Below are 8,143 nucleotides of genomic sequence, written 5' to 3'. Positions count from 1 at the left end.
GGCCTGACGCCGATCCCGGGCATCCAGGTCAGGACCCCGGCATGAGGGTGCGCACCAAGTATCCGCTCGACCTGTTCAGTGACCTGTTCTCGTTGCTGGAGCACGGTTTTCAAGCCGTCGGCCGGCTGCGGCAAGACTGTGCCCGCGGGGACGGTGACGGTCTGCTCGCCGAGGGCGGTCATGATCGCCTCGGCCAGCTGTTCGCTATCCGCCGGCGCGCACGGGCCGCGCCGCGAGCCCGCCGGCGGTCAAGCGGCGAACACGTCGGGGGCGGGGTACGGGTCGCGAAGCGTGAACGCCTCCGGCGAAGGGCCGTTGCGCCGCAACGAGTCCAGCCGTTTCGCTGCCTCCTCGACCGTCGGGATGGCGTCCGCGGGGATCCACCAAAGTACGAGGTGGGGGCCATCAAGGGGAACGAACCACTCCCGGCGCCGGCGCAGGGGCTCCACGTGTGCCGTCCGGTAGGTGAAGTCGCGTAGCGTCTCGACCGACTGCCAAACCGTCAGGTTCACGACGATGTCGGGTCCGAACGGTCGCAGCCCGGTCGCGTCGCCGGACTCGTCCTGCAACCGCCAGACGTAGCCCGGCGAGCGCTCGGCCAAGCCGTTGATTTCGGGGAGCCGTTCAACGAAGCCGGCGAGCTCGGGGCTGTCCAAAGGGGCGCTTAGCCGGGCGATGTTGAGCTGCGCGAGCTGATGGTCGACCATGACGCCATCGTAACTTCCGGGGCAATTCCTTGAGAAGGCCTCGGCTCACCCGCGTGGTCGCGGACGCCTGTCACGCCAAGACCGGCCCGGTGCGAATCTCGATCTCAGTGACGAGAAGTGGTTATATCGTCGACGTGGACACCGCGGAACGACTGGTCGAAAGCATGCGCGTCCTGGCCGGTGCCGGGCAGGGGAGCAGGTACCACCATTTCCGCGGAAAGGCCGACCTGGCAAGGGTGGCCATTGCCCGTAAGGCTGCCCGGTCAGCGGCTTGGCGCACGACCCCGATGTCGCGGCAGCTCCGGAATTGCGCCGGCCGATCGAGGAATTCTTTCGCTGGCTGCAAGACCGTCTCGCGGAGATGCTGACCGATGCCCAGACGCAAGGGGACCTGACCGCATCGCTGGATCCGGCCGAGCTCGCTTCGACGATCGTCGCCGTCATGCAAGGCGGATACGTGCTCGCCCGCGCGGCCGACGACCCCGCGCAGTTCAGCCACGCCGTGTCCGGCCTGCGCGCCCTGCTTGAGCAAGCCCGCGCCGGATCCCGCCCGGCACCGGGGAACCGTGGCAACCGCCGGCCTTAGAGGTCAGTTCAGAATGAGTTTGCGGAGGCAGATCACGGAGCAGGCCAGGCTGAGGATGGCTTGGTGGACGTCGGCTCGTCGTTCGGTGCGGATGCGCAGCCGGCGGAAATTCTTCAGCCAGGCAAAGGTGCGTTCCACAGGCCACCGGACATTGCCCAGGCCGGAGCCGTGCTGGACGCCGCGGCGGGCGATGACCGGGGTAATGCCTTGGGCGCGGACCAGTCGACGATACTTGTCGTGGTCGTAGCCGCGGTCGGCGTAGAGCCGGCGAGGTCGACGGCGTGGCTTGCCGACCACGCCGCGGATCGACGGGATGGCGTCGATCAGCGGAATCAGCTGAGTGACGTCATTGCGATGACCACCGGTCAGCGTCACGGCGAGCGGGGTGCCATGCGCGTCGGTGATCAGGTGGTGCTTCGAGCCAAGCTTGCGCCGGTCGACCGGGCTGGGCCCGGTGTGGTCCCCCCTTTGAGGGCACGCAGGTGGGTGGAGTCGACCAGCGCGGCGGACAGGTCCAGCAGGCCCGCCGCGCGCAGTTCGGCGAGCAGTCGTTCGTGCAGCTGCTGCCAGACACCGGCTTCGTGCCATTCGGTTAGCCGCCGCCAGCATGTGGCACCCGAGGCGCCGAACAGGACCGTGGGCAGCCGGTTCCAGCCGATGCCGGTGCGGATGACGTACAGGATGCCTTCCAGCGCGGCACGGTCGTCGGCACGCTTGCGACCCGGGTAGCGGAACCGTCGTGGGTGCACCGGAAGCAGCGGCTCCAGCCGCTTCCACAGCTGGTCGGTCAGAACCTCCTCACGCATACCAACATTCTGGAAAGCCTTGCAGTCCCAGCAAAGCCGACACGCCGACTCATTCTGAACTGACCCCTTAGCGGCTGCGCAAGGCCTTGTCCATGCGTTCCAGGGCATGCGTCAACTCCTCCTCGGACGCAGCGAAGGACAACCGGACGTGCGCCTGTCCGCCCTCCCCGAACGCGGGGCCGGGCGTCATCACGACCCCGGCGTCGTCCAGCATCCACTCGGCGAACTCGCTGCCGTCCGGAACGCCGGTGCCGCTGATGTCCGGGAACGCGTAAAAAGACCCTTCGGGTAGCGCGCACGTCACGCCGGGAAGGAAGTTGAGGCCTTCGACCAGAAGCGCGCGCCGGGCCGTGTAGGCGGACACCATCTCTTCGACGGCCGGCTGGGAGTTCTCGAGCGCCGTCGTGCCCGCGATCTGCGTGAAGGTGGCCGCGCAGCTCACGCTGTGCTCCTGCACCTTCCGCGCGGCCGCGACGAGGTCCGCGGGCCCGGCGAGGTAGCCGAGCCGCCAGCCGGTCATGGCATAGCCCTTCGAGAACCCGTTGACGGTGAGGGTGTTTTCGCGGAAGCGCGCCGCGGGGCTCAGGTGCGGGCGGTCGTCGTAGCGGATGTGCTCGTAGATTTCGTCGGAGACGATGATGAGGTCGTGCCGGCGGGCGACGGTGAGCACGGCGTCGAGCTCGGCGGCGTCGATCATCCGGCCCGTGGGGTTGTTGGGGCTGTTGACGAGCAGGACACGCGTGCTGGGCGTGACGGCCGCCTCGATGACCTCTTCCGTGAGCCGGAAGCCGGTCGCCGGATCGAGGAGAGCGGGGACGGGCGCGGCGCCGGCCAGCGACACCATCGCCGCGTAACTGACCCAGCCGGGCGAAGGAATGACGACCTCGTCGCCGGGGTCGAGCAAGGACGTGAAGGCCGCGTAGAGGGCGTGCTTGGCCGACGGGGTGACCAGCACGCCGTCGGCCGCGCTGACGACGACGTCGTTGTCCGCCAAGAGCTTCGCCGCGATCGCCTCGCGGAGCTCGGGCAGTCCACGGCTGGGGGAGTAGTGCGTCCGGCCCGACCGCAGGGCGACGACCGCCGCCTCGGTGATCTCCCGTGGCGTCACGAAGTCCGGTTCGCCTCTCGAGAGATCGACGAGTGACCTGCCCTGGGCGCGCAGCCGCTGCACCCGGTCGAGCAGTGCCACGGTCGCCGACCTCTCGACCGACGCGACCCTGCGCGCCGCACGCTTCGCCATTTCGTCTCCCCTGTCCGGCAACGTCTCGTCAAGCCGATCCGTCGCGACTTCTCTATCCTCGAAGCATTTCCGCGACCAGGAACGCCAGCTCCAGCGACTGCTCGGCGTTGAGGCGCGGATCGCACGCGGTCTCGTAGCGGCTGGCCAGATCGGCGTCGGACATCTCCTGGGCACCGCCCAGGCATTCGGTGACGTCGTCACCGGTCAGTTCGACGTGGATCCCGCCCGGGTGGGTGCCCAGGCCGCGGTGCACTTCGAAGAACCCCTGCACCTCGTCGACGATCCGGTCGAAGTGGCGGGTCTTGTGGCCGCTCGGCGACTTGTGGGTGTTGCCGTGCATCGGATCGCACTGCCAGATGACCCGGTGCCCGGTGGCTTCGACCTTCGCCACGATCGCGGGCAGGACGTCGCGGACCTTTCCGTTGCCCATCCGGCAGACCAGCGTCAGCCGGCCCGGCTCGTTGCGCGGGTCCAGGCGCTCGACGTACTCCACCGCCGCCTGTGGGGTGGTCGTCGGCCCGAGCTTGACGCCGACGGGGTTCGACAGCTGCTCGGCGAAGGCGATGTGCGCGCCGTCGAGCTGGCGGGTGCGCTCGCCGATCCAGAGGAAGTGCCCGGAGGTCCCGTAGGCACGGCCGCTCTCGTTCGCCCGGACCAGAGCGGCCTCGTAGTCCAGCAGCAGTGCTTCGTGGCCGGCGAAGAACTCCGGTGCGCGCAAGGAGCCGGGATTCACCCCGCAGGCGGACATGAAAGCCAGCCCACTGTCCATTTCGGTCGCCAGGGCGTCGTACCGCTCGCCCACCTTGGAGGAGGCGAGGAACTCCTTGTTCCACGCGTGCGCGCCGCTCAGGCTGGTGGTGCCCACGACGGCCCGCACCATGTTCATCGTGGCGCACGCGTTGGCGTAGGCATGCCCCATCCGCCGGGGGTCCGGGGCGCGCGCGTCGGCGCTGGGCGTGAGCGCGTTGACCGCGTCGCCGCGGTAGGAGGGCAGACCCCGCGCGTCGGTCTCGGAGGAACGGGGTTTGGCGTACTGGCCGGCGATCCGGCCGATGTGCACCACCGGCGTGCCCGCGCCGTAGGCCAGCACGACGCCCATCTGCAGGAGGGTGTGTACGTTGCCGCGGATGTGCTTCTCCGTGTTGCCCTCGAAGGTCTCCGCGCAGTCACCGCCTTGCAGCAGGAAGGCCGAACCGGCGGCGACGTCCGCCAAGCGCGCCGAGAGGGCGTCGATCTCGCGCGGGATGACGACGGGTGGTGCTTCGGCGAGGGTTGCCGTCGCCGTTCGCAGCACCTCGCGGTCGGGCCACCGGGGTTGCTGCTCCGCGGGCAGCTCGAGTGCGGCCGTGAGCGCCGCACGGATTTCGGGGTCGAGCCGGTCGAGGCCGAGGTGGGGTCCGGGAGTGGCCAAGCTGGTCCAGGCGGGGGAAATCGGCAGCGGTGGGACGGTGGTGGTCACCAAGGTCTCCTTTGTGGCGAACCGGATCGCGCGGCGGCCGCCGCCACGGGGACCGGCTTGCGGGCGGGAGCGAGGGCCGATGCGGCGATGGCGTCGGCGTCGTGGACGAAGTCGCTCCATTTACCGGGCCTGCTACTGCCCACCTGCATGAACCAGCGGGCGTGCTCGGTGGGGATGCCCAGCACGTACAGCCCGGTGTCGGGGCGGCCGTGCCGGCCTATCGGGTGGAACGGGCTGCCGGTGACGGCGACGCCTCCGGTGTCGTACTCCTCGGTCCCGTTGCGGTTGACGTAGCTGGTCCAGACGCCCCGGGAGTACAGCCCCCGCGTCAGGGAAGACGAGTCGTGCCGGACGTCCGGGGTCGGGATGCGGGCGTCGATCAGGACCTCGACGGCCACCGCGGAGCCGGCCACGTGAGGTGAAGACAGCACGAAGTGCCCGGCACCCGCGTCCGTTTCGAACCTGGTTTCGGGGCCGACCAGCCGCAGCACCCCGGCGTCGAGCAGCGCCAGCAGCTGGTGCAGCCGTTCGGCGGGTGGGCCGGCGGCGAGGAAGCCGGCGCGCGGCACGTACCAGCCGAGGAAGTCGTCCCGTTGCGAGCCGGGCCGGAGCCCGCCGAAGTCCACCAGTTTCCGGAGGACCCAACGGGTGTCGCGCATGACGTCCAGCGCGGCGTTGAGCGGCGAATCGACGTTGCCCTGCGCGGCCCGGACCAGCCCGGCGCGCACCTCGGCCGCCACCGCGTCGGTGAACGCGGCCGGATCGGCGAAGTGCCGCCCCTCGAAGGGCCGAGCCAAGGCATCGAGATCGATGGGGTCGGGCAGCGGTCCGAACCGGGCGGCCACGGCGCGGACGTCCGGCACCACCGGCTCAGGTCCGGCGAAGGCGACCTTGGCCACCTCGTCGGCGAAGGCGGTGCGCACGTCCGGCCCGAAGCGGCCGGCCAGCTCCGTGCCACAGTGGACCAAGTCGGTTTCGGCGAGCAGCCAGGGCAGCACGTCGGCGCGGAAGTCCAGCCCTTGCGGCCGGATCCGCACGTGTTCGGGCCGGAAGAGGAGCGGGTTGTACGAGTACGTCGGCGGCTGCTGGTTGCGCCCCCGGGCAGGCAGCGGAGCGCCGCTGCGCGACCCGGCGGCGATCAGGGGCTCCCGGCCGCTGGGCCGGTACTCCACGCGCCCGTCGGCCGTTTCGCGAAAGACCCCACCGCGGCCGATGGTGAAGGCCGCGACCACGTCGTAGAAGGACAAGCCGAGGCCGAGCACGCCGACCGCGGTCTTCGGCGCGACGTCGTCCAGCCGCATCTCGGTCGCCGAGTCGGCCGCGATGTACCGCAGACCGGGGGTGCGTGCCGCGAAGTCGGCGAGTTCACGGGCGCGGCCGGTCAGTTCGGGGGTGGAGTGACCGGTGGTGAGCACGACCCGGTCGACCCGGATCGGCGCGCGGCCGGCGAACCGCAGCCGGTAGGAACCGTGCTCCGGGGTCAGTTCGAGCGCTTGGTCCCGGATCCGCCGCAGCGTCGCCCCGTCCGGCAGCCCGGACTCGATCGCGTCGAGCACGAACCGCAGGTAGCGTCCGTAGAAGTAGCGCGGAGCATAGCCGTCGGGGCCAGGGCACCCGGGCTCGGCCGACTCCCACCACTCCCAGAAGGACGGGCCCGCCCCGGCGCGAGCGGGCGCGTCGTCCGGCAGGCCGGAGAAGGCGGAGATCTGCCCGAGCACGGTGTTCATCAGGAACCATTCGGGCTGGTCACTGCGGTAGATGCGGCCGGCGCCGACCTCGACGGCGTCGATCGCCAAGATCTCCACCGGCCGCGTACCGGGTTCTTCGGCCAGCCGGGCGGCCAGCCGCTCCAGCACCATCATCCCGCGCGGGCCGGTGCCGACGACCGCGACACGATAAACGTTCCCCCTGGGGCTTGACGTCACGCCGCCTCCTCGAGATCCCGAGCCACGGCACGGGAGTAGCTGCCCAGGACAGTCGCGTCGGCACGGTCGCGCGGACTGCCGGTTTTCGGAAAGGAACACGAGCGGGCCGGAGCGCCAGTCCGGTCACCGATGTCGCCGGCGAACACGCGCGGACGGTCAATCGCCGACACGGCCGGGCACGCCGTCCAGCCAGCGGTGGCTGTGGCGGTCGGCGGCGGCCTGGTCCCGGAAGGCGTACGTCTTGAGCAACCAGCGCGAACGGGAACGCTCGATGTCGACGACCTCGATCAGTTCACGGTTGTGCAGCCCGTCCTGGTTCGCGAAGGTGAACAGGTCGCCTTCGAGGATGCGATGCCGCTTGCGTTCGGCACGGGCCAGCGCGTTCTTGAGCGCCAGCAGCGCGTCCTTGGCTTCGGGCGGGGCGGTGCGGGCCACCGTGGTGTGCGAGTCGAGGTAGCGAATGCTGTGGTCGTTCTCGAAAATGACGTGGGACGCGGATTCGGTCAACGTGTCGTTGTTGTCCCGGGAGACGACGTCGAACGGGGTGACGAAATGCGGCTCGCGCAGTGCCGCCGCCTCCTCGTCGGTGAGCCCCGCAAGCAGGGATCGCCCGTCGACGAACGCGGTGTAGGTCATTTCCTCGGGTGGGCAGCGCATTCCGAGCAGCGTGATGAAGTCGGCTCGTACCGGATGAGCGGTGCGGTCGTTGTGGAAGACGAGTTCGCCGTCGCTGTAGCCGGTCTGCTTGCCGAAGTACTTGTCGATGGCGAAGACGTCGGTGAAGAAGTCGCCGTTGAACCGCGTGGCGTAGGCGAGCAGCGGGGTCTGCGTGAGCAGCGCGAAGGCGGCGAGGAACGCCTCGCCGACATGGGTCTTCTTGGCGGCGTACTTGTCGGCCTGCGGGTTGCTGTGCGACAGGTGGGGCAGGTCCTCGTCGATGGGGCAGTTGCGCAGGGCGTGAACGTCGGAGTGCCCGCGCTCCCGCTCGCCGCGGATCTGCTCGGCGACCTTCACCAGGGCGGCGGGGAGGCCGTCACGAACCAGGTCCGCGACCGCGGCGGCGAAGGTGAGGTACTCCGAGTACGGATCGACGGCGATGGTCCCCAGTGCGTCTCGGATATCGTCGCGTTCGGTATCGGAGAACGTGTGAGTCGGTTGCATAAGGGCGTGCCTTCCGCCTCTCGAGTGGCATGCAAAGGTACCGATTAATCGTCGCTTGTTCCGAGAGGCGGCGAAACCGCCAAGAGACGAGAAGGATGCGCCTAAGGTGGAGTTCCGGCTACGCCTTTTCGGGCGCGATTCCGCCGCGGTGGAGGAGTGGGCGGAAACACGGACGGGGGGGGGGGGGCCCCGCCCAAAAACCAGGCGCCCCCCCCCCCCCCCCGACACCCACCAAAAAAAAAACAAGAACTAAAACCCC

Annotated in this window: 7 protein-coding genes and 1 pseudogene; 1 reads left to right on the top strand and 7 read right to left on the bottom strand. The window is 69.7% G+C overall.

Features of this window, described 5'->3' with window-relative positions; translation table 11 throughout:
- Positions 1-218: pseudogene (locus ACGFMK_RS48450) on the bottom strand (IS110 family transposase); the annotation flags it as partial.
- 30 nt (positions 219-248) lie between these two features.
- On the bottom strand, positions 249-707 hold the full coding sequence (locus ACGFMK_RS48445) for a DUF3291 domain-containing protein (protein ID WP_392778694.1): 459 nt from the start codon (positions 705-707) through the stop codon (positions 249-251).
- 271 nt (positions 708-978) lie between these two features.
- Between ACGFMK_RS48445 and ACGFMK_RS48440 the strand changes: the two genes are divergently transcribed.
- Positions 979-1,293 carry a TetR family transcriptional regulator C-terminal domain-containing protein gene (locus ACGFMK_RS48440; protein ID WP_392778691.1) on the top strand — a complete coding sequence of 105 codons (315 nt, stop codon included), beginning with the start codon at positions 979-981 and terminating at the stop codon, positions 1,291-1,293.
- Positions 1,294-1,296: 3 nt separating this feature from the next.
- On the opposite strand, the gene ACGFMK_RS48435 is transcribed toward ACGFMK_RS48440, so the two are convergent.
- The 5 genes from ACGFMK_RS48435 to ACGFMK_RS48415 form a co-directional block, all read right to left on the bottom strand.
- A protein-coding gene (locus ACGFMK_RS48435) for an IS5 family transposase (RefSeq protein ID WP_392778688.1) occupies positions 1,297-2,099 on the bottom strand; the annotation gives its coding sequence in 2 pieces (ribosomal slippage) (positions 1,297-1,763 and positions 1,763-2,099; 804 coding nt in all).
- A gap of 67 nt (positions 2,100-2,166) precedes the next feature.
- The gene (locus ACGFMK_RS48430; protein ID WP_392778686.1) at positions 2,167-3,339 is read right to left on the bottom strand and encodes a pyridoxal phosphate-dependent aminotransferase; all 1,173 of its coding nucleotides are present in this window, start codon (positions 3,337-3,339) and stop codon (positions 2,167-2,169) included.
- Positions 3,340-3,391: 52 nt separating this feature from the next.
- On the bottom strand, positions 3,392-4,750 hold the full coding sequence (locus ACGFMK_RS48425; protein ID WP_392778696.1) for a class II 3-deoxy-7-phosphoheptulonate synthase: 1,359 nt from the start codon (positions 4,748-4,750) through the stop codon (positions 3,392-3,394).
- Between the two features lie 44 nt (positions 4,751-4,794).
- Positions 4,795-6,723: an FAD/NAD(P)-binding protein gene (locus tag ACGFMK_RS48420; protein WP_392778683.1), complete on the bottom strand. Its 1,929-nt coding sequence runs from the start codon at positions 6,721-6,723 to the stop codon at positions 4,795-4,797.
- A 156-nt stretch (positions 6,724-6,879) separates the two neighbouring features.
- Entirely contained in the window at positions 6,880-7,884 is a 1,005-nt protein-coding gene (locus ACGFMK_RS48415; protein ID WP_392778680.1) for a TauD/TfdA family dioxygenase, read from the bottom strand.
- Between the last annotated feature and the right edge of the window lie 259 nt (positions 7,885-8,143).

Source organism: Amycolatopsis sp. NPDC049252, from assembly GCF_043197175.1.
GTDB lineage: Bacteria > Actinomycetota > Actinomycetes > Mycobacteriales > Pseudonocardiaceae > Amycolatopsis.
This window is presented reverse-complemented; position numbering and strand designations above follow the sequence as displayed.